This is a genomic window from Streptomyces monticola (genome assembly GCF_042665355.1).
Lineage (GTDB): Bacteria > Actinomycetota > Actinomycetes > Streptomycetales > Streptomycetaceae > Streptomyces > Streptomyces monticola.
Map to the genome: position 1 here is coordinate 19,843 of NZ_JBHTCF010000032.1, position 24,465 is coordinate 44,307.

Consider the following 24,465-nt stretch of genomic DNA (forward strand, 5'->3'; position numbering starts at 1 on the left):
GCCCGTGGATGCCGGTGTGAGAACCTGATCGCAGAGCCACAACCGGCTCCCGGACGAGGTGCGCCGTACCCGGAATCGACGACGGCGCCGAAGGGAGCCGTTCCGTCATGGCCTGGATCGTTCTTGTTCTCTCCGGTGTTCTCGAGGCCGTCTGGGCGACCGCGCTCGGCAAGTCCGAGGGCTTCAGCCGCCTGTGGCCCACCGTCGTCTTCGGCCTCGGCCTCACCCTGAGCATGGCAGGCCTCGCCTTCGCCCTGCGCACCCTGCCGGTGGGCACCGGATACGCGGTGTGGGTGGGCATCGGTGCCGTACTGACCGTGACCTACGCGATGGCCTTCGGCGGCGAGCCCGTCTCCGTGCTGAAGCTGGCGCTGCTCGCGGGCATCGTGGGCTGCGTGGTGGGCCTGAAGGTGCTGCACTGAGCCGGTCCTTCCCCCGCCTGCTGAGCCGACCCTTGGCCGGTCCTGCCCCCGCTGAGGCGACCCTGGCCGATCAGGCCCGCATTGATTCGACGTATGCCAAAATAGCTGCATGTCGACAGTGACGCCGTGCTGCCCCCCGCTGACCGAACGGCCCTTCACCGCAGAGGAGGCCGAGCGCACCGCGAGGATGTTCAAGGCGCTCGGTGACCCGGTCAGGCTGCGGCTGTTCTCCCTGGTGGCCTCGCACGAGGGCGGCGAGGCCTGCGTCTGCGACATCTCCGACGTAGGGGTGTCGCAGCCGACGGTCTCCCACCACCTGAAGAAGCTCAAGGAGGCCGGTCTGCTCACCTCCGAGCGCCGCGGCACCTGGGTCTACTACCGCGTCGAGCCCGGTGTGCTCGCGGGCATGGGGCAGTTGTTGGGGACGCCTTCGGGGGCATGACGCACGACGGGCCTTCCGCCGCGTGAGCGGCAGAAGGCCCGTTCGTGGTTCCGCGTGGTTCCGCGTGGTTCGGTGTGGAGCCGCGAGATCCGTACGTCAGTAGTCGATACGGTCCGACTTGGCCAGCCACGCGTCGAACGGCGCCGTACGGTTCGGCAGGTCGATGCGCTCGATCGCCGCCGGCCACAGCTCCGCGGCCTTCTTCTCGAACAGGTCGTAGAACTTGCGGTCGTCGAAGCCGGCCACCGCGGCGTCGTCACGGTCGGCGGCGAAGACGATCCGGTCGACGCGCGCCCACAGTGCGGAGGAAAGACACATCGGGCACGGCTCGCACGAGGTGATCAGGACACAGCCCTCGAGCGAGAAGGTGTCCAGCTTCTTGCAGGCGACACGGATCGCGCTCACCTCGGCGTGCGCGGTCGGGTCCAGGTTCTCGGTGACGTGGTTGTTCTCGCTCGCCACCACCACCCCGTCCTTGACGATCAGGGCGCCGAACGGACCGCCGCCGTTGGCCACGCTGTTGGTGGCCAGCTTGATGGCCTCGTCCATCCAGGCGCGCTCTAGGTCCTGGAGGCTCGTGTCTTGGGTCTGCGCGGTCACAGTCACAGTCACTTCTTTCGGAGACGGTGGGGGGGCGGTGGGGAGGAGCTGACGGGATCAGCGCGGCTCGACGCCGGCGATGTGTTCCGTTGCGGCCGGGCTGATTCGGTTGAGGTCCAGGAGGTACTCGGGGCGCCGGTGGTCGAAGTCGGTCTCGGTCATCACATCGGCGCCACCCGCGATCGGCGCAGCGCCGGGGTGCTCGGCCTTGGCGGCGAGCGCTTCCTCCCGGGCTGCGGGGCGAAAGAAGTCCATGGTGGCCCTCTTCGTTCGGATCGGGTCGTTCGTTTCGAGCCAGAGGACCGAAGTCCCTCGACCGACTCGTTCACGTGCTGTTAACGCGGAATGCCGTAAGTACACCCGCCATCCGCAGGCCGTGGTCAGTCACCGAAAACATGAAGGAATTGGCTGGCCGATCGGGTGGTCTCGTAGATTCGTATGAAAGGCGGGGCTCAGTAACCCCATGGGTTTCCTGCCGCAACCGGAGCGCAGGGGAGATGGCCGAGACCCGCCGGTCCCGGCGGGGCAGGGCCGAGGGCGGTCCGGCCCTGCCCCGCCGGGCTCAGGGCAGGTGCGAGGTGTCGTTGAGCGAGCGCACCGAGGCGTTGCCCTGCGGGTGGTACGCCACCGTCGACAGCGAGGCCGCCGCGATCTCCATCCGGAACAGCGACTCCGGCGGTGCCCCGAGCGCCAGGCGGATCAGCTGCCGTACCGGCACCACATGCGAGACGACCAGGACGGTCTGCCCGGTGTGGCGCGCGAGCAGCTCGTCCCGCGCCTGTGCCACCCGCCGCGCCACGTCGTCGAGGGACTCACCGCCCGACGGCGCGGCCGTGGGGGAGCGCAGCCAGGCCGCCAGCTCGTCCGGACGGCGTTCCCGCACCTCGGCGTACGTCAGGCCTTCCCAGGCCCCGAAGTCGGCCTCTCGCAGCTCCTCGTCGACCTGTACGTCGAGCCCGAGGCGCCCGGCCACCGCGTCGGCGGTCTCCCGGCAGCGCCGCAGCGGTGAGGTCACGACGGCCTGCGCCGTGCCGCGCGCGGCGAGCGCCGTCGCCGCCGCCTCGGCCTGGCGCCGCCCGGCCGCCGACAGGGACGGGTCGGCGCCGCTGCCGGAGAACCGCTTCTCCGGTGTCAGCGCCGTCTCGCCGTGCCGCACCAGGACGAGGGTGGTGGGCGTGCCCGGATCGGCGAGCCCGGCCGGGGCGGCAGCGGACGGCGCCGGAGCGGGCCCGGACGGGGCGGGCGGGGGCTTTTCCGTCATGCGGAAGAGCCGGAAGAGCCGGAAGAGCCGGTCTTGGTGACCAGGTAATTGCCGAGCACGAGGTAGTCGATCTCGGTGCCGAGGAAGCAGTTCAGCGCGTCGGCCGGGGTGCACACGATCGGCTCGCCCGCCACGTTGAACGAGGTGTTGATCAGGCAGGGGACATCGGTCAGCGCGGTGAACCGGCGCAGCAGGGCGGCAAGCCGCGGGGTGTCCTGATCCGTGATCGTCTGCACCCTGGACGTGCCGTCCACATGGGTCGCGCCCGGGATGACGTCATGGAACTCCGGCCGCACCGGGAACACGAACGTCATATACGGAGAGCGGGTCTTGCGGCCCATTTCGAAGACCTTCGGCGCCTCCGACTCGATGACGAGCGGTGCGAACGGGCGGAAGGGTTCGCGGTGCTTGACCTTCGTGTTGATGATGTCCTTGATATCGGGGAAATGCGGGTTCGCCAGGATGCTGCGGTGCCCAAGTGCCCGCGGGCCGTGCTCGATCCGGCCCTCGAAGTAGCCGATGACGACCTTCTCGGTGAGCAGTTTCGCTACCTGGTCGACGACCTCGTCGTCGTCGAGCCTGCGCCATTCCACCCGGTCGCCGAATTCCCGCAGGGCCTGCTCGGCTGTCGCTTCGTCGTATTCCGGTCCGAGATACGGAGTGATCCGCGGCGCGGGCTTCTTCTCCGGCCCGCCCAACTCCCCCGCGTTATCGGGATGGTTGAGCCAGGCGTGGACCGCGGCGCCGATGACGATGCCCGTGTCGCTCGCGCCGAAGCTGACATCCATGTCGTCGAACCGTGACGCCTCGAACAGCGGGGTGTTGTTGAGGCAGTTCAGCGCCACACCGCCTTCGAAGAGCAGATGGTCCAGATCCGTCTTGGCCTCAAGGGCGCGGAGCTGGTGGTTCGTGACGACGTTCAGCATCTCCTGGGCCGCGGCGGCCACCCGGGCCTGGTATTCGAGGGTGTCCTGGCGGGGGCCGAAGAGCTCCTCGAACCAGGGCTCCAGGCTGCGGGGGTTGTCCGTCTCCAGGGGCCTGCGGAAGGAGTACCGCCCTTCCTCGTGCAGTTCGACGACGTGCTCCAGGAACGGATTCGGCACCGGCGGCCCGGCGTACCCGGCGAGCCCCATGACCTTGTACTCGTCGTTGTTGGGCACGAAGCCGAGATAACGCGTGATCGCGGCGAACAGCAGCCCCATCGAATACTCCGAGCCGATGGTCGACTCGTCGAAGACCTGGATCCGGCCGTCGCGGATTTCGCCCATCAGTGCCGAGAACCGCTCGGCGCGGCCGTCGCTGACGAGGAACGCGCTGTCCTTCATGCCCGCCATGTAATAGCCGGTCATCGCGTGGGCGAGGTGGTGGGGAACGAACACCACCTTGTCCGGGTCGGGGGTGAAGCCGGTGCGGGCGGCGAAGTCGGCGAGGATCGCCTCGTGGCTGACGACCTCGGTGTAGAGCCTGCCGATACCGCCCGCGAGACCCTGCTTCGCCGCGTCCGGCATCGGTGCGGACCCGATATCGGACAGGATCTGGTCCTGCACCTCTGCGGACCAATTCCAGGGGATGGCAAGGAGGTCGACGTCGGAGAACTCCAACCCCGCATGTTCGAGGCACCACTTCACCGAACCGGCCGGGAAGTCGGTGGTCTTCTTCTCCCGGTTGAGCCGCTCTTCCTCGACGGCCGCGACAAGCTCGCCGTCCACAAGCAGTGACGCACCCGCGTCGTGTCCGAGGAGGTAGTGCTTCTCGGTGCCGACCGCGCCGAAGTTCTCGGCGAAGAACTCCGAGACGCGGGTGAATCCGTTCCACGCCAAGACAATCATGAGGATTCCTTACGAAGTCATCGGTGGCTGTGCGGCCGGTGAGCAGCGGTCGGTGGAGAGACCGGCCGTGTCGGTCCAGGACGGCTTGCCGAGCAGCAGATCGCGGACGATCTCGCCGGCCGCCGGCGCCTGGCACAGCCCCTGGCCGGAGAAGCCCGCCGCGTAGACGAAGGGACGGGAGGGATCCCGGCCGATGAAGGCGCTCCCGTCCGGGCTGGCATCCAGGGAGCCGCTCCAGCCACGGTGCAGACGGATGCCGGCGAGGGCCGGGTAGGTGGCGCCGAGCTGCTCGGACACCCGCCGTAGCCAGGCCTCTCGCGACTCGTCCGGCCTCGGGCGCCCCATGCCGACGAGGATGCGGTCCCTCCAGGTACGGATACGCAGGCTGGAGGGGTGCAGGGTCATCGGCAGGGTGGTGACCGGCTCGGCCGGGGGATCGGTGAGGAGCAGCTCGATGGGCTCCGGGGCCACCGGGAGGCGGACGCCGGCCAGGGCGGCCACCGTCCCCGACCAGGGTCCTGCCGCGCAGATGACGGTGCCGGCGAGGATGCTGCCGGAGGGGGTGTGGACCCGACCGTCGGGATCGATGCCGGTGACGGGTGTTTCCGTGCGTACGACGGCGCCGGCCTCCTGGGCGGCCGCGGCGTAGCCGCGCACGATCGCGGCCGGGTCGCAGGAGTAGGCCTCGGGCGACCAGGCCGCCGCCACGATGGAGCGCTCGTCGAGCAGGGGGTTGAGCCGCGCCGCTTCCGCCGCGGTCACGAGGCGTACGTCGACACCGGCGGCCTCCTGGGCGGCCTGGTCGCGCCGGAACTCCGCCACCTGGTGCTCTTCGGTGAACAGCACCATGAAGCCGACTCGCTCCAGGCCCAGGGGAGTTCCGGTCCGGTCGGTGAAGGCGTGGTACGCCTGCGTGCTGCGGACGGCGAGGGCGCCGGTGCGGGCATCGCCGGGGAAGTAGGTGCGCACCACGTTCGCGGTGGACCCGGACGCTCCCGATCCGAGGGTGCCGCGCTCGAGCAGGACGGTGCCGACGCCGGCCTCGGCGAGCTGGGCGGCGACGGAGGTGCCGATCACTCCGCCGCCGATGACGAGGGCTTCGGTGCTTTCGGGCAGCGCGCTCATACCTGCCGGCCCGCCCCGGCGGTGCGCTGCTGGCGCAGGGTGTCCGTGGCGTCCCACGGGAACAGGTGCAGGTTCCAGGCACCCAGGAGGTTGATGTAGAGCGCCATCTGGCTGACCACGGCCAGGAAGTCGTCGCGGTCGAGGTTGTCGAGGCAGGCAAGGAAGCGCTGGGTGAAGTCCCACAGCTTGTCCAGGCCGCAGTAGCCGAGGAACTCGGCCGGGATACCGACGAGGAGGCGCGCCATCTCGCGCAGCGACTCGATCGGCATGTCCGTGTTGACCGCGCCCCTGACCAGGCCGCCGTAGGAGGCGTAACCCAGCGGACGGGTCTCGCCGTTGACGAAAAGGAGGGTGGGGAGGACCGTCTCGAAGCTTCCGGCCCCGGACGGTATCCACCCCTGGTGCATATCGGCGAGCTCGGCCGGTGCGGACAGCCAGTGCCGCTCGGTCTCCGCGTACACGTCCTGGAGCAGCCGGTCCGCGTCGGGGTCGGCGGCGGTCAGCCGGGGGATGCTGTGGCCGCCGGCCGTGCCCGCCTTGCGGACCTCGACCAGGATTTCCTTCTTCGTCGAGTAGACCGCGTCCCACACCGCCTGCCCGGCCTCCAGCAGCGCCGGCATGTCCTCGGCCCTGACCTGGCCCACCGGGGCCGCGCCCATCGGTTCGGTCAACGTGCCGTATTTGATGCCCAGATGCTGCAGCGCGGAGCAGAACACCGTTCCGTCGGGTGCGTCGCGCCGGTCGGCGATGCGGTCGTCTCCGTGCAGATGCAGCAGCTTGGGGATCGGTACGTGGTGGTACAGATGCTCTCCCGCCACCAGAGCGTGTCCCTGCAGGCTCTGGTACGGCAGCGCCTCCCACAGTGCGTCGGCCAACTCGGGGTTGCGTCCGTCGAGTTCAGCGGTGACGGTGATGCCCAGGTCGGGCCAGACGATCTCGATGTGCCGACCGGTCGACGTCTCAGTCAAGGCTTTTCCTTCGTTCGGCGGGAAATCAGGAGGCGGTGCGGACGCGGTGCGGCACGGAAAGCACACCCCTGCTCTTGCGACGTGCGTGAGTGATCCCCGTACAAAAAGGGGGAATTGAGGGGCTGAGGGGGACTCGAAGCCTTGAGGGACTAAGGGGTCCTTGAGGGCCTTGAAGGGCTTAGAGGGCCTTGAAGGCTGCCGCGGCTACTTCTCCGGGGACGCGAAGTGGTCCCGCACGGAGTCCGTCTGCTTCTCCATCATGGCGATGATCGCCCCGACGACCTCGGGGTCGGCGTCATCGGCGATCTCCAGCTCGCGCGCCCACTCGAAGTAGCTGCGGTTCGGGTCGTTGGTGATCGGCCGGACGCGAATGGTGGCGGCGTAGTTCTCGACGCCCATCGTCGGCGCGATGGCCCGGTAGGTCTGCGACCGGTCCACTTCGTTGCGTCCGGCGACCTCCTGCTGGACGAGGCCGTCGTTGAACACCAGCGTGAAGTCGTAGCGCGACGGCACCTGTTCGACCGAGCCGCCCTCGGCCCAGTGCACGTCCTTCGCCGCGGGACCGGACACGATCTTCACGACCTGCATGGCGTCACGGACCACGGCCCAGACGGCGTCAGGACCGGCGTCGACGATGGTCGAGTGGAACATCGTGTGCTTCCGCTGGATCGCCACATGAACTCCTTGTCGGGCAAGGGAGATCCCCCCCCGGGGGGAGCCCTCGCTTCGCTGCAACATGTGTGAGGAGTACACAGGCGACCGAGCCGCCCCAGCCAGGGACGGAAGACATGAACCCATCCGCAGGCTGAGACGGCTCTTCGTAGACTTCTACAACAACCGGTCCGCGTGTAATGCGGCCCCTGATCAGGGGACTTGAGCCCGCTGCCGGACGGCCGGCAGCGGTTGTCCGGGGCGCGGGGCCCGGGCACGGGTCACGCGTTCGGCCCACCTGCCGTGCCCGGTCGCTCCACCTTGGCGAGGGTGTCGGTATGAGTGACGATCGCTGGCAGGGGTGGGCCTCCGCCGACCACGGGAACGTGCCGCTACCGGAGGTCCCCACCGAGCCTGTGCCGGAGGGGGAGCGAGCGGCGGCACTGGACCGGGCGGTGAACGAACTGGTCTCCGTCGGCTGGCGCGTCGAGTCCCGCACCCAGACGCAGGCCGTGCTGGCCAGGGGGCACCGGCCGAACCACGTGCTGCACGCGATCCTGACCATTTTCACGTGCCTGCTGTGGGGCATCGTGTGGTTGATCATCGGACTCACGCAGAAGGAAGAGCGACAGTCCCTCACCGTGGACCCGTACGGGCGTGTCCTGCGGACGGCGAGCCGCACCTAGGAACCATCGCTTCCAGGTGCGGCATACGCCGCGGGGCGCCGGATGCTCAGCACTCGATGACGTTCACCGCGAGCCCGCCGCGGGCCGTCTCCTTGTACTTGACCTTCATATCGGCGCCGGTCTCCTTCATGGTCTTGATGACCTTGTCGAGGGAGACCTTGTGCGAGCCGTCGCCGCGCATCGCCATCTTCGCGGCGGTGACGGCCTTGACCGCGGCCATGCCGTTGCGCTCGATGCACGGGATCTGGACCAGGCCGCCGACCGGGTCGCAGGTGAGGCCGAGGTTGTGCTCCATGCCGATCTCGGCGGCGTTCTCGACCTGCTCGGGGGTGCCGCCGAGGACCTCGGCGAGCGCGCCGGCGGCCATCGAGCAGGCGGAGCCGACCTCGCCCTGGCAGCCGACCTCGGCGCCGGAGATGGAGGCGTTCTCCTTGAACAGCATGCCGATGGCGCCCGCGGCAAGCAGGAAGCGGACGATGCCGTCGTCGTCGGCGTTCGGCACGAAGTGCATGTAGTAGTGCAGGACGGCGGGAAGGACTCCGGCCGCGCCGTTCGTCGGGGCCGTGACGACGCGGCCGCCCGCCGCGTTCTCCTCGTTCACCGCCATCGCGTAGATCGTCGTCCACTCGCTGCGGTGCAGCATCGGGTCGCCCTCGGCGCGCAGCTGGCGGGCGGAGGAGGCGGCGCGGCGGCGGACCTTCAGGCCGCCGGGCAGGATGCCCTCGCGGGACATACCGCGCGAGACGCAGGCCTGCATGACGCGCCAGATCTCCAGGAGGCCCTCGCGGATCTCCTCCTCGGTGCGCCAGGCCTTCTCGTTCTCCAGCATCATCGAGGAGACGGACAGACCGGTCTCACGGGCCAGGCGGAGCAGCTCGTCGCCGGTGCGGAAGGGGTACTTGAGGACCGTGTCGTCGAGCTTGATCCGGTCCTCGCCGACGGCGTCCTCGTCGACGACGAAGCCGCCGCCCACGGAGTAGTACGTCTTCTCCAGGAGCGGGGCGCCCGCGCTGTCGTAGGCGGCGAGCGTCATGCCGTTGGCGTGGTACGGCAGCGAGCGGCGCCGGTGCAGGATCAGCTGGTTGGGCTCGTCGAAGTCGATCTCGTGGATGGCGCCTATCTCGGCGTTCAGGAGCCGCAGCCTGCCGGTGGTGCGGATGCGCTCCACCTCGTCGTCGGCGCTCTCCACGTCGACGGTGCGCGGGGAGTGGCCCTCGAGGCCGAGGAGTACGGCCTTGGGGGTGCCGTGGCCGTGGCCGGTGGCGCCGAGCGAGCCGAAGAGCTCCGCGCGCACGGAGGTGGTCTGGGCGAGCAGACCGTCCTTCTTCAGGCGGCCGACGAACATCCGGGCCGCGCGCATCGGTCCGACCGTGTGCGAGGAGGACGGGCCGATGCCGATGGAGAAGAGGTCGAAGACGGAGATGGCCACGGTGGCGGACTCCCTTGTCTGCTCGTGGGTGTGCGGGCGGGGCAGAGGGGCCGATCGGCAGGAGCGATCATGGCCTGGATTCACTGGTCCGTACGCCGGTCCATGGGCGGGACCGGGGCGCGATCAGTTGTGCGGATTTTGTCCGGTGTCCGAGCCTAACGCGACGGGTGCGGGGCTCGTCCACCGAAGGGGTTTCCGCGCGGTCTCGGTGCGGTCTCGGTGCGTACTCGGTCCGTTCCCGGCCCGCTCCCGGACCCGCGCTCAGACCGTGCTGAGCTCACGTTCGCGCAGGTCGGTCGGCTCGGGCTCGGGCGTCGCCTGATCCAGTACGGGATCGGGGCCCGGCAGCCCCGCGGCGTGCGCCCGCACCCCGGACCGTACGGCCCAGAAGTAGAAGCCCAGAGCCGAGAGGCCGACGACCGTGATGTCCACGCCGCCCGGGATCACCCCGTGGCCGCCGAACTCCTCGCTGCCGAGCGCCGACAGCGTGCCGAGCCAGAGCAGGAAGGCGATCAGCCACCAGGCCGGTGCGAACTGCCGCAGCAGATTCCGCTCTCCCTTGCGCCGGAGCACCACCGCCGCGATCGGGGCGGCGGCCAGGGTGAGCAGCACGACCTTCCCGGTGTCCGGCCACTTCGACCAGTACAGGGCGCAGGCGGCGAAGGCGAAGGTGATGGGGCACAGAATCCTCGCCGCCGGCAGGCGGAACGGACGGGGCAGCTCCGGCTTGGTCCTGCGGAACACCCCGACCGCGATCGGCCCGATCAGATACGAGACGACCATGGCGGCGGAGACGACGCTGGCGAGCGCCTCCCAGCTGTGTCCGACGGTGACGAGCAGCAGCACCGAGAAGCCCAGATTCAGCCACATCGCGGGCCGGGCGGTGCCGTACTTGGGGTGCGTCTCGCGGATCTTCTTCGGGAAGAAGCCGGTCTCGGCGAGGTTCTGCGCCATGTACGAGGCGGAGGCGACATTGCCGATGTTGGCGCCGGACGGCGAGATGAAGGCGCCGAACTGCAGCATCGTGACGACCCAGTGCAGCATCAGCATCTTGGCCAGGTCGGCGAAGGGCGAGGAGAAGTTGATCCCCTGCCAGCCGCCGGCCTCGGCGAGCTTCTCCGGGGGCACGGCGCCGAGGAAGGCGATCTGCAGGGCCAGATAGATGACCAGACCGAGGGAGAGCGCGCCGATCAGGGCGAGCGGGATGGCGCGGCCCGGGTTCTTGGCGGCGCCGCCGAGGTTGACGACGGCCTGGAAGCCGTTGAAGGCGAAGACGACACCGGAGGTGGTGACGGCGGTCATCACCGCGGGCCAGCCGTTGGGTGCGAAGCCGCCGTGGTCGGTGAAGTTCCCGGTGTGGAAGCCGGAGGCGATCAGGGCGATCACGGCGAGCACCGGGATGGCGAACTTGACCAGGGTGAGCAGGTTGTTCGCCTTGGCGAGCACGCCCACCGACCAGTAGCAGGCCAGCCAGAGCGCGACGGTGAGGAAGAGCGCCATCGCCATGCCGGAGGCCGTGAGCCCGCCGTCCTCGACGAGTCCGCGCGCCCAGCCGAAGTTCCAGGACGACATGTACTGCGTACCGGCGATCGACTCGATCGGGATCAGCGCGGCGATGGCGATCCACACCGCCCAGCCGGTGATGAAGCCGAGTACCGGGCCGTGCGAGATGGTGCCGAAGCGGGCCATGGACCCGGGCAGCGGGTAGGCGGCCCCGACCTCCGCGTACGACATCGCGATCATGCCGATGAAGACGGCGCCGATCACCCAGGCGACGATCGCGGCGGGCCCGGCGACGGCGGCCGCCTGCCCGGCCCCGAACAGCCAGCCGGAGCCGAAGATCGAGCCGAGGCCGATCATGATCAGCGCGAAGAGGCTGAGCCCCTTGCGGTTCGCCGCACTCATATCCATGGGTGGTCGCCGTCCTTGGTCCTGTGCAGTCCTTTGAAACGAAGGCTTACGTAAACCGTATTTGCCGTTTCTTTGGACCAGATCGGCTATTCGGACAGGAAGTGGGGGCCCTTGGTCATGGCAAAGGGCCCGCCCTGTGGACAACCACAGAGCGGACCCTGCCTCGCGGCTGAGCCCCGTGACGCCGGCCCCGCCGCCGGACGCTCTTAGAGCGAGGGGTACAGCGGGTGCTTCGCGGCCAGGGCGGAAACCCGGGCCTTCAAGGACTCCGCGTCGTAGGAGGGCTTCAGCGCCTCCGCGATGACATCCGCCACCTCCCGGAAGTCCTCCGCCTGGAAGCCGCGCGTGGCCAGCGCCGGCGTACCGATACGCAGACCGGAGGTCACCATCGGCGGCCGCGGGTCGTTCGGGACGGCGTTGCGGTTGACCGTGATGCCGACCTCGTGGAGGCGGTCCTCGGCCTGCTGCCCGTCGAGCTCGGAGTTGCGCAGGTCGACCAGGACGAGGTGCACGTCCGTGCCGCCGGACAGCACGTCCACGCCCACGGCCTTCGCGTCGTCCTGGACGAGCCGCTCGGCGAGGATCCGGGCGCCGTCCACCGTGCGCTGCTGGCGCTCCTTGAACTCCTCGGATGCCGCCACCTTGAAGGAGACCGCCTTGGCCGCGATCACATGCTCCAGGGGGCCGCCCTGCTGCCCGGGGAAGACCGCAGAGTTGATCTTCTTGGCGAGCTCCTGCGTCGACAGGATCACACCGCCGCGCGGTCCGCCGAGGGTCTTGTGCGTGGTCGTGGTGACGACATGCGCGTGCGGTACGGGGGACGGGTGCAGACCCGCCGCCACCAGACCGGCGAAGTGCGCCATGTCGACCATCAGATACGCGCCCACCTCGTCGGCGATCCGCCGGAACGCGGCGAAGTCCAGCTGACGCGGGTACGCGGACCAGCCGGCCACGATCAGCTTCGGCTGCGATTCCTTGGCCAGGCGCTCGACCTGGTCCATGTCGACCTCACCGGTCTTCTCGTCGACGTGGTACGCGACCACGTTGTAGAGCTTGCCGGAGAAGTTGATCTTCATGCCGTGGGTCAGATGCCCGCCGTGCGCGAGATTCAGGCCCATGATCGTGTCGCCCGGCTTGAGCAGCGCGAACATCGCGGCCGCGTTCGCCTGCGCACCGGAGTGCGGCTGGACGTTGGCGGCCTCGGCGCCGAACAGCTCCTTGATGCGGTCGATGGCGATCTGCTCGACGACATCGACGTGCTCACAGCCGCCGTAGTAGCGGCGGCCCGGGTAACCCTCGGCGTACTTGTTGGTGAGGACCGAGCCCTGGGCCTCCATGACCGCGACCGGAGCGAAGTTCTCCGAGGCGATCATCTCGAGGGTGGACTGCTGGCGGTGCAGCTCGGCGTCGACCGCGGCGGCCACGTCCGGGTCGAGCTCGTGCAGCGGGGTGTTGAGCAGAGACATGGGTTGCGGCGCCCCTCAGCTTCCGGAGAACTCGGTGTACTCGGCGGCGGTGAGCAGGTCACCCGGCTCCTCCGAGACCTTGACCTTGAACAGCCAACCGTCCGTGAACGGGGCCGAGTTGACCAGGGCCGGGTCGTCCACGACGTCCTGGTTGGTCTCGGTGACCTCACCGGAGACCGGCGAGTAGAGCTCGCTCACCGACTTTGTCGACTCCAGCTCGCCGCAGGTCTCGCCCGCGGTCACCGTGTCGCCGACCTCGGGAAGCTGCACGAAGACCACATCGCCGAGGGCGTTGGCCGCGTGCTCCGTGATGCCGACCGTCGAGACGCCGTCCGCGGCGGCCGACAGCCACTCGTGTTCCTTGCTGTAGCGCAGTTCCTGTGGGTTGCTCATGAGCTGAATTCTCCTGTACGCGGGGGAGTGGTGAGGAACAAGAAAGACGCGGGGCCGACCGTAAGGGTCACTTCTGCCGCTTGTAGAACGGCAGGGCGACGACCTCGTAGGGCTCGTGGGTGCCGCGGATGTCCACGCCGACGCCCTTGGTGCCCGGCTCGGCGTGCGCGGCGTCCACGTACGCCATCGCGATCGGCTTGCCCAGGGTCGGCGACGGGGCGCCGGAGGTCACCGCGCCGATGACCGCGCCGTCCGCGACCACGTTCATCTCGGCGCGCGGCACCCGGCGGCCCTCGGCGATCAGGCCGACCAGCTTGCGCGGCGGGTTCTGCTCCGCGCGCTCGGCGGCCCGCTCAAGGGCGGCACGGCCCACGAAGGCACCGTCGTTGGTGGTCTTCTCGAACTTCACGACCCGGCCGAGTCCGGCGTCGAAGGGCGTGAGCGAGGTGGACAGCTCGTGCCCGTACAGCGGCATGCCCGCCTCGAGGCGCAGGGTGTCGCGGCAGGAGAGCCCGCACGGCGTCAGGCCGTACTCCGCGCCCGCCTCGGTGATCCGCTGCCAGACCTGCTCGGCGTGCTCGGGCTTGAGGAACAGCTCGAAGCCGTCCTCGCCGGTGTAGCCGGTGCGGGCGATCAGGGCCTGGACACCCGCCACCGTGCCGGGCAGACCCGCGTAGTACTTCAGCCCGTCGAGGTCGGCGTCCGTCAACGCCTTGACGATCTCCGGGGAGTTGGGGCCCTGCACGGCGAGCAGCGCGTAGGCGTCACGGTCGTCGCGCACCTGCGCGTCGAAGCCGGCCGCGCGCTCGGTCAGCGCGTCCAGGACCACCTGCGCGTTGGAGGCGTTGGCGACGACCATGTACTCGGGGGTCTCGTCGTCGCCGAGGCGGTAGACGATCAGGTCGTCCAGGATCCCGCCGTCCTCCCGGCAGATCATGGTGTAGCGGGCACGGCCGGTCTTGACCGAGCCGATGTTGCCGACGAGGGCGTAGTCGAGCAGATCGGCGGCGCCGCGGCCGGTCACCGTGATCTCGCCCATGTGCGAGAGGTCGAAGAGACCGGCCTTGGTGCGTACGGCGTTGTGCTCGTCGCGCTCACTTCCGTACCGCAGCGGCATGTCCCAGCCCGCGAAGTCGGTCATGGTCGCGCCGAGCGAACGGTGCACCGCGTCGAGTGCGGTCAGGCGCGGCGCTTGAGGGGAATGGCTCATGTGTCTGGCTCCCAGGGCATGACTGGCGAGGGCGTCCTCCCCATCTGTCATCGGAACCCGGGGGTTCAACCTGAGAGGTTCGCCGGGATGCCGGCTTGCACCTTGGGTGGAGCCACTGCGGCGCGGCTCGCTTTTCAGATCTGCCTCGCCCGCGCGGTAACTGGGCCTGAGAGATTCAAGGGAGGGACTTGCTCCTTCGGCGCCCCAGTGCATCACTGGGAGCTCTCCCGCGCGGATTCAAGCGGCCGGTATGGAGTTGGCCCGCACATCATTGCACGAGCCGTCAGAGGGGTAATCCGCTTGTGCCGCATTACCGTCTCTTTACAGTGGGCGGGGAAGAGTCGCGTGACCGAACGGGGAGGACGATCACGGTGCACAAGGCCAGCGCGTATCCGGCGATGACCACGGCGAGTGGTGTCACGGTGCCGGAACAGCCGGGGGCTCCGGCCGGGGAGGCGCTGGGTCCTGCGCCGGTGGTCCGCGATCTCAGGGCCCGCGAGGGGCGCACACCGCGCCGGCTCCGCTTCGGCGCGGGCGACCTGGTCGTCGTCTCCGGGCTGCCCGGCAGCGGCAAGACCACCCTGATCAAGCGGGCCGTCGCCGCCCCCCGCCTGGACTCCCAGGACGCAAGGGACCGCTGGGCCCGGCGCATGCCGCGCTTCTTGCCGTACGCCGTCTACCGCCCCCTGGTCCGTATCGCGCACTACGCCGCACTGCGCCGCGCCCTGCGCTCAGGCGAGAGCGTCGTCGTGCACGACTGCGGAACGCAGGCCTGGGTGCGCCGCTGGCTGGCCCGAGAGGCCAGGCGCCGCGGCCGCGGACTGCATCTGCTGCTGCTCGACGTCGATCCGCGCACCGCGCTCGCCGGCCAGCGGGAGCGCGGCCGCGGAGTCTCGCGCTACGCCTTCACCCGGCACCGCGGAGCGGTCGGAAGCCTGGTGCGCGACGCGGAGAACGGCCGCGTCCCCGCGGGCTGCGCCTCCGCCGTCCTGCTCGACCGCTCGGCGGCGGACGGCCTGCAGGTCCTGGGCTTCGAGGACTGAGGCGGCCCCGTGGGCGGCGCCCCGCGGGGAGCGTACGACTGCGGACCTGACTGCGGACACGACCAGCGGACCTGACTGCGGACATGAAGGAACCCCGCGCCCTGCACCGGCGCGGGGTTCCCGTTCACAGGGCGGGGCTCACATGCCCGGCAGCTTGGGCAGGCCGGGGACCGGCAGGCCCGGGATGGCCGGGGGCTGCGGGAGCCCGGGGATGGCCGGGGGCTGCGGAAGGCCCGGCACCTTCGGCGCCTCGGGGAGCTTGGCCGCGTCGGCCGGGTTCGGCAGCTTCGGCGCGTCCGGCAGGCCTTCCGTGAGCTTGCCGAGTCCGACATTGATCAGCAGGTCGACGGCGAGCTTCGGGATGGCCTGCAGGGAGATCACCAGCTTGCCGAGGTCCAGGGACGTGGCGGCCTTGATCAGCGTGTCCGCCTGGGCCTTCAGATCGGCCTTGATCTTCTTCGTCGGGTCGTCCTTCTTCTTCGCCGCCTCGCCCTCCGGCTCCGGGTCGGCGGCCTCGGTCGCGGCGAGCACTTCCTGGACGGCGGCGTTGAGCGCGGCGCGGTCGGTGTCGTCGTACGTGCCGTTCACGCCGTTCGCGGCCAGCTCGTCCAGGACGGAGTACAGGGTGTCGAAGCTGCGCTCCACACGCAGGGCGCGGTCGTCGTCGACCGGAACGGAGACGGCCGCCTGACGGGCGTTCTCGACGGCGACGGCAGGTGCGGCGCTGAGGGCGACCGTGCCGGCCGACAAGGCAACGGAGACGGCGAGAGCGGTGAGGGTTCGGCTGACGCGCATGGCGGGGGTTCCCTTTCTTACGGATGTACGCGGCCCTGCGGGCCAGGGGGACGGTTCAAGCGGTCAAGCAGGTGGAGCGGGTCAAGCAGGTGGAGCGGGTCAAGCAGGTGGAGCGGGTGGAGCGGGTGGAGCAGGTGGAGCGGGTGGTGAAGCGGAGGGGGAGTCACGGGTCACTGGGGAGGCGTGGGGAGCCACGGCAGGCCCGGCGGCGGTGTCGTCGGAGCGGGCAGTTCGGGCAGCGAGCTGAGGAAGTTGGTCAGGCCCACCGCGTTGAGGAGGTCCTTGGCGAGCTTGTCCACGGCCGGCAGGGAGCCCATCACCCCGAGCCAGTTGCCATCGGACGCGGCCTGCACCAGGTTGTTGATCTCCTTCTTCAGGGCGATCCGGGCCGGGCCCACGGGCCAGTCGTCCGGGCCCTGGCCCTCGGGCGTCTCGGGCCCGAGCACGTTGTCCATCTCGTGGCGGATCTTCTCGAGAGCGCCCTCGTCCACGACGCCGAGCGCGGTCAGCGGCGACTTCCACAGCCCGTCGACCGCCACCATCAGGTCTTCCAGGTCCTGCACGGTCTCGGGAACGACGGGCCGCCCCGCCGCACCACTGCCGCCGGGGGCCAGCCGGGGCGAGGCAGCGGTGGCCGCTCCCGACGCGCCGAGCACCAGCGCGCCGCAGAGGGACGCGGTGATGACGAGCGAGGCGGCCTTGCGCGGAGCCATGTGGGAGTCCTTTCTGCGGTTCCTACTACGGCCACCCTCGAAGCGGTGACCACACTCCGCAACCAGACGGATGCGGAGCGTGTCCATTTGGGTGCACGCCGCCATCTGTCGGGTGCACGCCGTCGCCGGGAGTTAGGGTCTTTGGCGCAAGTCAGAGCGGTCGGTGAGCAGGGCGGCAGAGGGTAAGAGATGGACATTCCGGAGCAGGGCGGACAGGGAGCGCACGGGCACCCCTACGAGGGCTGGCCCGCGAACGAACTCGAAGAGGTGCTCGCGGCCTCCGTCGCCGAGGGCGCCACGCCCTCGGCCGCCGGCCGCATCCTGCAGGTGCTCGGCCGCAGCAAGGTGTGGGTGCCGCTGCCCAACGGGGGCGGCAACGACAGCCCGAACCTCGATCTGCCCACCATGGACATCCACGGCGCGGCCTTCGTCCCCGTCTTCAGCTCCGAGCAGCAGTTCCTGCGGGTCGTCGGCGGGCACATGGCGTACACGGTGGCGCCCGCCGTGGAGTTCGCCCGCGGCCTGCCGCCGCAGCTCGGCATCGCCGTGAACCCGGACGGCACCGTCGGCGTCCCGCTGCCGCCGCCCGCCGTGGCGGAGCTGTGCCGGGTCGGGCGCACCCCGCTCGACGGCCCGGCGACCGGCGGCCGCGTACGCCTCTTCGAGCCCGACTGGCAGGACGACCCGGTGGACTTCCTGGCCGCGGCGGGCGAGGAGTTCGAGGCGGCGGGGGTCGTCCTGACCGCGCGCCGCTGCCTGGCCAGCATCGAGGGGGACAGCCCTGTGATGTTCGTCGGCGTGGAGGTCTCGCACTGGGAGGGCGCGGAGCGGAATCTCCCGATGGACGCCCTCGGCCGTGCGCTCGGCCGGATCCCGGTGGCCTGGCCGGTGAACCTGGTGCTGCTCGATGTCACACAGGACCCGGTGGCCGACTGGATGCGCGGGAAGGTGCGGCCCTTCTACACCCGCGGGCACTGAGTCCGGCCGTGGAGCGCCGCTGTGGGGAGCGCCGCATAAGCTGGTTTCATAGCCCGGGAGTCCCCATGGCGGCCCGGGTGTCCGGGGCGGGGGAGAACGACCAATGCGTACGGGTACGGGGCGAAGGGGCGGTCCACTAGTGAGTGCGTCGGGCACGGCTGCGGCCGGGCAGATCGAGCACATGCTGCGCCAGGTGACACCCGGGCGGTACGACGCGTATGAAGCGCTGCTCGGCGCGCTCGCCGAGGACCAGGTCTGGATGCTGCTCTGGCACGGCCAGGCCGGATCGCCGGCGGCGCAGTACGGAAACATGGAGGTCGACGGCCTCGGCTACGCACCGTGCGTGACCTCGGCCCAGGAGCTCGCCGCCTCCGGCTGGAACCGGGCCCACGAAGTCGTCTCGGGCACCGATGTGGCCCGCACCCTCTATCCCGACCACTACGGCCTGTGGCTGAACCCGCACGCGCCGGGCGGCGGCGTCGGCATCCCCTGGCTCGATCTGCGGCGGATCGCCACCGGCCTGGACAAACTGCCCGCGGGGCCGCTGCGCCTCGCCGAACCGGCCATCGAGATCCCGCAGTTCTACGCCCAGCTCACCCAGAACGCGCACCGCACCCCGGCGGTGCGCTCGCTGCGCAGGGCCTGGGTGCAGCCCGCCCTCGGGGCGCCCTATCTGGCCATCGGCCTGGATGTGTACGCCACCGACCCCGCGTCGGTGGACGCCGTGCGGGCGATGATGCAGCAGTCGATCTCCGTGGTGCCGGAGGGGCTGCCGGTCTCGACGGTCGCGATGTCGGACGAGTACGACCCGGTGGCGATGTGGCTCCGCGCCAATGCCCGCCCGTTCTACGACCGCGAGTCCCACGCGTCCCCCGCCGGCGGCGGCTACGGCTACCCCCAGCCCCGCGCGTACTGACGTCTTCTTCCGGTTCTTCCGGTTCTTCCGGTGAACCAGCGGCCCCGCCACGCGCCCGGTGCCGGGAAGGGGCGGGACTGGGGAAAATCGCCGTCAACCGGGCAAGTTGGGCACCCTTCGTCCGCCGAACCCCCCAACCCCCGTACGCTCAAAGCGAGTTGATCACCGCCGCCCCCGCCCAAAGAGTGGGACGCACCGCAACTTAAGTCCGAATACGGCAAGTTGCCCCCCATTCGCGCCCCCGCGGGGACGATCACGGCGTTCGCATAGCGGAAGCCTCCTGGCCACATCACGGTTGCGCATCCATTCCCTGCCAGGGCTGGCGGGTGATCGCGGCCACATTGAAGACTCCCCGCATGTACGGCCCTTCGGGCCTGTGTGCGAGCTGCCTGACCGAGCCGGCCGGTGTCGTCGGTGCCGCTTGTGCCACGCATCGCATGACGAACCAGCCGCTACCAGCGGCAAGTGTGGGCCGGTCACCACCGGTTGAGAGGGGTCCCTGCCACGATGACGGCGCCAATGCATGACACACCCACGGACGTGGCGACGGCCGCGCCCGTCGATGCCGCAACCGAGGCCGGGAGCAAGAAGGTTGAAGGGCGTTCTCTCAAGCAGATCGCCTGGCACCGTCTGAAGCAGGACAAGGTGGCCCTCGCGGGCGGCGTCGTCGTGGTGCTCCTGGTGCTGGTGAGTGTGTTCGCACCGGTGCTCGTCAGCCTCTTCGGCCACCCGCCGAACGAAGGCAACCTGGACCAGCTCGAGGACCTCACGAATCTGCCCAAGGGTGCGTTCGGCGGCATGAGCGGGGACTTCCTGTTCGGCGTCGAGCCCAACACCGGCCGGGACGTGTTCAGCCGCATCGTCTACGGCGCCCGGATCTCCATGCTCGTCGCCGTGCTCGCCGCGGTGGTCGCGGTGGTCCTCGGCACCCTGTTCGGCATCATCGCCGGCTACTTCGGCGGCTGGGTGGACGCCCTGATCAGCCGCGTGATGGACGTGCTGCTCTCGTTCCCGCAGCTGCTCTTCATCATCTCCCTGGTCTCCGTGCTCCCGGACGATCTGCTCGGGCTCACCGGCAGCAACGTGCGGATCGCGATGCTGGTCCTGGTGATCGGCCTCTTCGGCTGGCCCTACATCGGCCGCATCGTGCGCGGACAGACGCTCTCCCTCAGGGAGCGGGAGTACGTGGAGGCGGCGCGGAGCCTGGGCGGCGGCTCGCGGCACATTCTCTTCCGGGAACTGCTGCCGAACCTGGTGGCGCCGATCACCGTCTACACCACGCTCATGATCCCGACCAACATCCTCACCGAAGCCGCGCTGAGCTTCCTCGGCGCGGGTGTGCGGCCGCCGACCGCCTCGTGGGGCGGCATGCTGCGGGACGCGCTCAACGTGTATGAGCACGACCCGATGTTCATGGTCTTCCCCGGTCTGGCGATCTTCGTGACCGTACTGGCCTTCAACCTCTTCGGTGACGGGCTGCGCGACGCCCTGGACCCCAAGGGAACCCGATAGACGGCCCAACTGACTTGCCCCTGCCGCACCGTCAGGTGGCTTCTTCCCATGGTTCCTAGGCAGTCAAAGCCAAGGACCGAGAATCTCGGAGGATGCGAGAAAATGCCCACAGCTTCCACGAAACGAAGGCTCACCGCCGGTGCAGCCCTCGTCGTTGCGGCGCTGATGACCACCACAGCCTGCGGTGGCGGCGACGACGGCGACAGCGACAGCAAGGGTGCCGGCTACAACGCGGGCATCGGCAAGGTCGCGAACAAGTCGGACAAGAAGGGCGGCACGCTGCGGTTCATCGCCAAGCAGCCGCTCGACTCGGCCGACCCGCAGCGTGCGTACTACGGCATGTCCTGGGACTTCATGCGCTACTACACGCGCACCCTGGTCACCTATGACACCAAGCCGGGTGAGGCGTCCAACAAGCTGGTCCCGGACCTGGCCAAGGACAACGCCGAGATCTCCGAGGACGGCAAGACCTACACGTACAAGCTGCGTGACGGCCTGACGTGGGAGGACGGCTCCAAGCTGACCTCCAAGGACATCAAGTACGGCATCGAGCGCATCTGGGCGACCGAGGTCATCACCGGTGGTCCCGCGTACCTGAAGCAGGTTCTCGACCCCAAGGGTGAGTACAAGGGCCCGTACAAGGACAAGTCGGCCGACAAGCTGGGTCTGAAGGCGATCGAGACGCCGGACGACCAGACCATCACCTTCAAGCTCCCGAAGCCCAACAGCGACTTCGAGAACATGCTGGCCATGCCCTCCGGCTCCCCCGTGAAGCAGGAGAAGGACACCAAGGCCAAGTACGCCAACGAGCCGTTCTCGTCCGGCCCGTACAAGTTCGAGTCGTACCGCCCCGGCAAGTCCATCTCGCTGGTGCGCAACACGAAGTGGAAGAAGTCCTCCGACCCGGTCCGTCCCGCCCTGCCGGACAAGATCACGGTCACGTTCTCCTCCAACAAGGAAGAGAACGACAAGAAGTTGATGGAGGGCGAGTACGACATCGACATGAATGGCACCGGTATGACCCAGTCGGGCCGTATCACCGCCATTCAGGACCACAAGGGCAACGTCGACAACATGGAGACGGACTTCATCCGGTACGTCGCCCTGGTGACCAAGACGAAGCCGCTGGACAACGTCGAGTGCCGCAAGGCGGTCTTCTACGGCACGGACTTCTCCGCCCTGCAGAAGACCCGCGGCGGCCCGCTCGCGGCCGGTGAGATCGCCACCAGCCCGCTGCCCAAGTCCATCCCGGGCTCGGACGACTACGACCCGTACGGCGTCGGCGAGCGCAAGGGCAAGCCGGATGTGGCCAAGGCCAAGGACGCGCTGAAGAAGTGCGGCAAGCCGAACGGCTTCTCCACCAAGGTCACCGCGCGCACCGACCAGCCCAACGAGAAGGAAGCGGCCACGCAGCTGCAGCAGGACCTGGGCAAGGTCGGCATCAAGCTCGAGGTCGACACCATCGTCGGTTCCGAGTCCTCCAGCATCACCGGTTCGCCCGCGGTCACCAAGAAGCGCGGCTACGGCCTGATCATGAGCGGCTGGGGCCCGGACTTCCCGTCCGGCCAGGGCTTCGGCCAGCCGCTGTGGGACAGCCGCTTCATCGCCGAGAACGGCAACTACAACGAGGCGCAGGTCAGCGACCCGAAGATCGACAAGATGTTTGACGACGCCCTCGCCGCCGGTTCGCCGGAAGAGGCCGCGAAGATCTACACCGACCTGAGCCACGAAGTGATGGACCAGGCCGTGTGGATGCCGTTCCTCCAGGAGAAGAACATCACCTGGCGCGGTCCGCGGGTGACCAACGTCTACTCCTCCGCCGCCTATAGCGGCCGCTACGACTACATCTCGCTCGGCGTGAAGTAGTAGCAGGGCCGTCCCAACCGCCGAAACCCGCCAGTCCGAAGGGCAGGTGATGGCCCCGGTCGGCGGCCGGTACCCCGTGATCCGGGGGACCGGCCGCCGACGGGCCGCGCACAGTGCTTGCTTATCTCATCCGGCGCCTGGGCGCCGTCATCGTGATGGTGCTGGTCGTCCTCCTGACGACCTTCGTCATCTTCTACATGCTGCCCAAGTGGTCGGGCCAGGACATCGCCGTGCTGTTCGCCGGTAAGAACTCCGGTGCCGAACAGCTCGAGGGCATCCGTCAGAAGCTGGGCCTGAGCGATCCGCTCCTCGTTCAGTTCTGGGACTTCATCAAGGGGATCCCGCTGGGCCGTGACTACGGCAACGGCGACGATGTGACGCACTGCGCCGCGCCGTGCCTCGGCTACTCGTTCCGCTCCGAAGTGCCGGTCTGGACGACCCTCAAGGACGCCCTGCCCGTCACCGGCGCGCTGGCCGGCGGTGCCGCTGTCCTGTGGCTGGTCGGCGGTGTCACCAGCGGTGTCGTCTCCGCGCTCAAGCGGGGCACGATCTGGGACCGGGGCGCCATGATCACCGCGCTCTCCGGCGTCTCCATGCCGATCTTCTTCACCGGCATGATCATGATGGGCGTCTTCGTCCACAGCCTCGACCTGGTCCACATCGACGACGAACTCACCACCGGCGACTCGCTCGGCACCTGGGTGGAGACCCTGATCCTGCCCTGGATCGTGCTCGCCTTCCTGCATGCCGCCATGTACACCAGGCTCACCCGGGCCACCATGCTCGAAGTGCTCGGCGAGGACTACATCCGCACCGCCCGCGCCAAGGGCGTGACCGAGCCCGTGGTCATCAGGCGCCATGCCCTGCGCTCCACCATGACGCCGATCCTCACGGTCTTCGGCCTCGACCTGGGCGTGCTTCTCGGCGGTGCCATCCTCACCGAAGTCACCTTCAACCTGCCGGGTCTCGGCAACGAGGCGGTCAAGGCGATCGACGGCAAGGACCTGCCGGTGATCCTCGGGGTGACGCTGTGCGCGGCGCTCGCCATCGCCATCGCCAACCTCCTCGTAGACCTGCTCTACGCCGTCATCGACCCGCGAGTGAGGCTCGGATGAGCGACCTGAACAAGACCGGCGCCGCCGTGGGCGCCCCCGGTGAGGTCACCGCGGCCGGCTCGTCCGCTCCCAGCGCCTTCCTCGAAGTGCGCGATCTGAAGGTGCACTTCCCGACCGACGACGGCGTGGTGAAGTCCGTCGACGGGCTCAGCTTCCAGCTGGAGAAGGGCAAGACCCTCGGCATCGTGGGCGAGTCCGGCTCCGGCAAGTCCGTCACCTCGCTCGGCATCATGGGCCTGCACACCGCCGGCCAGTACGGCAAGCGCAAGGCGCAGATCTCCGGCGAAATCTGGCTGGACGGCCGGGAGTTGCTCTCCGCCGACCCGGCCGAGGTGCGGCGGCTGCGCGGCCGCGAGATGGCGATGATCTTCCAGGACCCGCTGTCGGCCCTGCACCCGTACTACACGATCGGCAAGCAGATCGTGGAGGCGTACCGCGTCCACCACGACGTGGACAAGAAGACCGCACGCAAGCGGGCGATCGAGATGCTCGACCGGGTCGGCATCCCGCAGCCCGACAAGCGCGTGGACGCCTATCCGCACGAGTTCTCCGGCGGTATGCGCCAGCGCGCGATGATCGCCATGTCGCTCGTCAACAACCCCGAACTGCTGATCGCCGACGAGCCGACCACCGCGCTCGACGTGACGGTGCAGGCACAGATCCTGGACCTGATCCGCGATCTGCAGAAGGAGTTCGGCTCCGCGGTCATCATCATCACCCACGACCTGGGCGTCGTCGCCGAGCTCGCCGACGACATCCTGGTGATGTACGGCGGCCGCTGTGTGGAGCGCGGTCCGGCCGAGAAGGTCTTCTACGAGCCCCAGCACCCCTACACCTGGGGACTGCTCGGCTCGATGCCGCGGATCGACAAGGACCAGACCGAGCGTCTGATCCCGGTCAAGGGCTCACCGCCCTCGCTGATCAACGTCCCGTCCGGGTGTGCCTTCAACCCGCGTTGCCCGTACGCCGATGTCCCCAAGGGCGACATCACCCGCACCGTGCGGCCTGAGCTGGCCGAGACCGAGGCCGGCCACTGGAGCGCCTGCCATCTCTCGGCGGAGCAGCGGGAACGTATCTGGACCGAAGAGATTGCGCCCAAGCTGTGAGCGAAGAACGTAGCGAAGAGCGTCAGGA

General features: G+C 69.2%; 22 protein-coding genes, 2 pseudogenes and 3 riboswitches. Of the genes and pseudogenes, 10 read left to right on the forward strand and 14 right to left on the reverse strand.

All coding sequences use genetic code 11. The features are described from left to right. Nucleotides 1-30: 30 nt before the first annotated feature. A riboswitch (guanidine-III (ykkC-III) riboswitch) is annotated at nt 31-91 on the forward strand. A gap of 16 nt (nt 92-107) precedes the next feature. Together ACFQVC_RS39815 and ACFQVC_RS39820 are read left to right on the forward strand one after the other, a co-directional pair. Beyond that, on the forward strand, nt 108-422 hold the full coding sequence (locus tag ACFQVC_RS39815; protein WP_381840697.1) for a DMT family transporter: 315 nt from the start codon (nt 108-110) through the stop codon (nt 420-422). 109 nt (nt 423-531) lie between these two features. Continuing rightward, complete coding sequence (locus tag ACFQVC_RS39820) at nt 532-864, forward strand: ArsR/SmtB family transcription factor (protein WP_381840700.1); 333 nt, start codon at nt 532-534, stop codon at nt 862-864. Nucleotides 865-960: 96 nt separating this feature from the next. Here ACFQVC_RS39820 and ACFQVC_RS39825 read toward each other — a convergent pair whose 3' ends face one another. The 7 genes and pseudogenes from ACFQVC_RS39825 to ACFQVC_RS39855 all read right to left on the reverse strand — a co-directional run bounded on the left by ACFQVC_RS39825 (nt 961) and on the right by ACFQVC_RS39855 (nt 7,322). Beyond that, a complete protein-coding gene (locus ACFQVC_RS39825) occupies nt 961-1,413 on the reverse strand; it encodes a nucleoside deaminase (protein ID WP_381840827.1) in 453 nt (150 codons plus the stop codon). 153 nt (nt 1,414-1,566) lie between these two features. Beyond that, nucleotides 1,567-1,719: pseudogene (locus ACFQVC_RS39830) on the reverse strand (FAD binding domain-containing protein); the annotation flags it as partial. A 307-nt stretch (nt 1,720-2,026) separates the two neighbouring features. Beyond that, a pseudogene (locus ACFQVC_RS39835) lies at nt 2,027-2,689 on the reverse strand (histidine phosphatase family protein); the annotation flags it as partial. Nucleotides 2,690-2,721: 32 nt separating this feature from the next. Beyond that, on the reverse strand, nt 2,722-4,554 hold the full coding sequence (locus tag ACFQVC_RS39840; protein ID WP_381840703.1) for a carbamoyltransferase family protein: 1,833 nt from the start codon (nt 4,552-4,554) through the stop codon (nt 2,722-2,724). Between the two features lie 9 nt (nt 4,555-4,563). Beyond that, nucleotides 4,564-5,679, reverse strand: a complete 1,116-nt coding sequence (locus ACFQVC_RS39845; protein ID WP_381840706.1) for an NAD(P)/FAD-dependent oxidoreductase — start codon at nt 5,677-5,679, stop codon at nt 4,564-4,566. Further along, on the reverse strand, nt 5,676-6,647 hold the full coding sequence (locus ACFQVC_RS39850) for a cucumopine synthase-related protein (protein ID WP_381840709.1): 972 nt from the start codon (nt 6,645-6,647) through the stop codon (nt 5,676-5,678). Before ACFQVC_RS39850 ends, ACFQVC_RS39845 begins: the two co-directional genes overlap by 4 nt. A gap of 204 nt (nt 6,648-6,851) precedes the next feature. Next, the gene (locus ACFQVC_RS39855) at nt 6,852-7,322 is read right to left on the reverse strand and encodes an SRPBCC family protein (protein ID WP_381840712.1); all 471 of its coding nucleotides are present in this window, start codon (nt 7,320-7,322) and stop codon (nt 6,852-6,854) included. A gap of 314 nt (nt 7,323-7,636) precedes the next feature. On the opposite strand from ACFQVC_RS39855, the gene ACFQVC_RS39860 reads away from it, so the two are divergent. Then, on the forward strand, nt 7,637-7,984 hold the full coding sequence (locus ACFQVC_RS39860; RefSeq protein WP_381840715.1) for a hypothetical protein: 348 nt from the start codon (nt 7,637-7,639) through the stop codon (nt 7,982-7,984). A 46-nt stretch (nt 7,985-8,030) separates the two neighbouring features. Here ACFQVC_RS39860 and ACFQVC_RS39865 read toward each other — a convergent pair whose 3' ends face one another. The 5 genes from ACFQVC_RS39865 to gcvT all read right to left on the reverse strand — a co-directional run bounded on the left by ACFQVC_RS39865 (nt 8,031) and on the right by gcvT (nt 14,393). Further along, nucleotides 8,031-9,413 carry an L-serine ammonia-lyase gene (locus ACFQVC_RS39865; RefSeq protein WP_381840717.1) on the reverse strand — a complete coding sequence of 461 codons (1,383 nt, stop codon included), beginning with the start codon at nt 9,411-9,413 and terminating at the stop codon, nt 8,031-8,033. A 261-nt stretch (nt 9,414-9,674) separates the two neighbouring features. Beyond that, nucleotides 9,675-11,324, reverse strand: coding sequence for an APC family permease (locus tag ACFQVC_RS39870; protein WP_381840720.1), 1,650 nt, complete (start codon nt 11,322-11,324; stop codon nt 9,675-9,677). Between the two features lie 206 nt (nt 11,325-11,530). Continuing rightward, nucleotides 11,531-12,790 (reverse strand): serine hydroxymethyltransferase, encoded by a 1,260-nt coding sequence (gene glyA, locus ACFQVC_RS39875; protein WP_381840723.1) that lies wholly within the window; start codon nt 12,788-12,790, stop codon nt 11,531-11,533. Nucleotides 12,791-12,805: 15 nt separating this feature from the next. Continuing rightward, nucleotides 12,806-13,183 carry a glycine cleavage system protein GcvH gene (gene gcvH, locus ACFQVC_RS39880; protein ID WP_381840726.1) on the reverse strand — a complete coding sequence of 126 codons (378 nt, stop codon included), beginning with the start codon at nt 13,181-13,183 and terminating at the stop codon, nt 12,806-12,808. 67 nt (nt 13,184-13,250) lie between these two features. Next, entirely contained in the window at nt 13,251-14,393 is a 1,143-nt protein-coding gene (gcvT, locus tag ACFQVC_RS39885; RefSeq protein ID WP_381840729.1) for a glycine cleavage system aminomethyltransferase GcvT, read from the reverse strand. Between the two features lie 34 nt (nt 14,394-14,427). Then, nucleotides 14,428-14,537, reverse strand: a riboswitch (glycine riboswitch). After that, a riboswitch (glycine riboswitch) is annotated at nt 14,538-14,633 on the reverse strand. Between the two features lie 125 nt (nt 14,634-14,758). On the opposite strand from gcvT, the gene ACFQVC_RS39890 reads away from it, so the two are divergent. After that, nucleotides 14,759-15,436, forward strand: coding sequence for an AAA family ATPase (locus ACFQVC_RS39890; RefSeq protein WP_381840830.1), 678 nt, complete (start codon nt 14,759-14,761; stop codon nt 15,434-15,436). Nucleotides 15,437-15,574: 138 nt separating this feature from the next. Here the strand turns inward: ACFQVC_RS39890 and ACFQVC_RS39895 are convergent, their stop codons facing one another. Then, nucleotides 15,575-16,231, reverse strand: a complete 657-nt coding sequence (locus tag ACFQVC_RS39895; protein WP_381840732.1) for a hypothetical protein — start codon at nt 16,229-16,231, stop codon at nt 15,575-15,577. A gap of 170 nt (nt 16,232-16,401) precedes the next feature. Continuing rightward, complete coding sequence (locus ACFQVC_RS39900) at nt 16,402-16,944, reverse strand: hypothetical protein (protein WP_381840735.1); 543 nt, start codon at nt 16,942-16,944, stop codon at nt 16,402-16,404. A 189-nt stretch (nt 16,945-17,133) separates the two neighbouring features. Between ACFQVC_RS39900 and ACFQVC_RS39905 the strand changes: the two genes are divergently transcribed. From ACFQVC_RS39905 to ACFQVC_RS39930, 6 genes are all read left to right on the forward strand, one after another. Continuing rightward, on the forward strand, nt 17,134-17,922 hold the full coding sequence (locus tag ACFQVC_RS39905; RefSeq protein WP_381840738.1) for an enhanced serine sensitivity protein SseB: 789 nt from the start codon (nt 17,134-17,136) through the stop codon (nt 17,920-17,922). Nucleotides 17,923-18,061: 139 nt separating this feature from the next. Then, nucleotides 18,062-18,838 carry an enhanced serine sensitivity protein SseB C-terminal domain-containing protein gene (locus ACFQVC_RS39910; RefSeq protein WP_381840741.1) on the forward strand — a complete coding sequence of 259 codons (777 nt, stop codon included), beginning with the start codon at nt 18,062-18,064 and terminating at the stop codon, nt 18,836-18,838. Between the two features lie 507 nt (nt 18,839-19,345). Then, nucleotides 19,346-20,350, forward strand: coding sequence for an ABC transporter permease (locus ACFQVC_RS39915; protein WP_381840744.1), 1,005 nt, complete (start codon nt 19,346-19,348; stop codon nt 20,348-20,350). A 102-nt stretch (nt 20,351-20,452) separates the two neighbouring features. Continuing rightward, entirely contained in the window at nt 20,453-22,216 is a 1,764-nt protein-coding gene (locus ACFQVC_RS39920; protein ID WP_381840747.1) for an ABC transporter substrate-binding protein, read from the forward strand. A 113-nt stretch (nt 22,217-22,329) separates the two neighbouring features. Further along, entirely contained in the window at nt 22,330-23,331 is a 1,002-nt protein-coding gene (locus tag ACFQVC_RS39925; RefSeq protein ID WP_381840750.1) for an ABC transporter permease, read from the forward strand. Further along, a complete protein-coding gene (locus ACFQVC_RS39930) occupies nt 23,328-24,437 on the forward strand; it encodes an ABC transporter ATP-binding protein (protein ID WP_381840753.1) in 1,110 nt (369 codons plus the stop codon). The genes ACFQVC_RS39925 and ACFQVC_RS39930 overlap by 4 nt, the downstream gene beginning before the upstream one ends. The last annotated feature ends 28 nt before the right edge of the window (nt 24,438-24,465 follow it).